At 79.7% G+C, this 395-nt stretch carries 1 pseudogene; it reads right to left on the reverse strand.

Going from position 1 to position 395, the window contains the following annotated elements:
* Nucleotides 1-263: pseudogene (locus BCY78_RS24425) on the reverse strand (hypothetical protein); the annotation flags it as partial.
* Between the last annotated feature and the right edge of the window lie 132 nt (nucleotides 264-395).

The following is a 395-nucleotide window of genomic DNA, read 5'->3' on the forward strand; positions in this document are numbered from 1 at the left end:
ATCACGGTCGCCTGCTCGGCGGGCCCGGCCCCGTCGGGGCCGATCCGCTGCCAGTCGTCGAGGGTGCTCCACACGACGGGCGTGTGGCTGTACGAGGCGTCGGTGGCGACGGCGGCGACCTCGCGCTCGGTCCCGCCGAGCGCGATCCGGTCACCGGCGGCGGCGCCCAGTTCCTCGGCGGCCTTCGCGGAGAGCACGACCCGCCCGGGGCCGATCCCGTCCGGCCCGAGCGTGCCGTCCGGTTCGACGCCGAAGGCCGACACGGCGGCGCTCCGCCCCCCGGCGGTGGCGTTCAGGGGGCGGATGCCGACCGGCCGCGCGGCGTCGACCCCGGGCCGGGCGGCCCAGGCCCCCCACGCGTCTTCCGGGACGGCCGAGTCGGCGCACGGCTCCGC

The organism is Pararhodobacter sp. CCB-MM2 (assembly GCF_001691415.1).
In the GTDB taxonomy this organism is placed as follows: Bacteria; Pseudomonadota; Alphaproteobacteria; order Rhodobacterales; family Rhodobacteraceae; genus Pararhodobacter.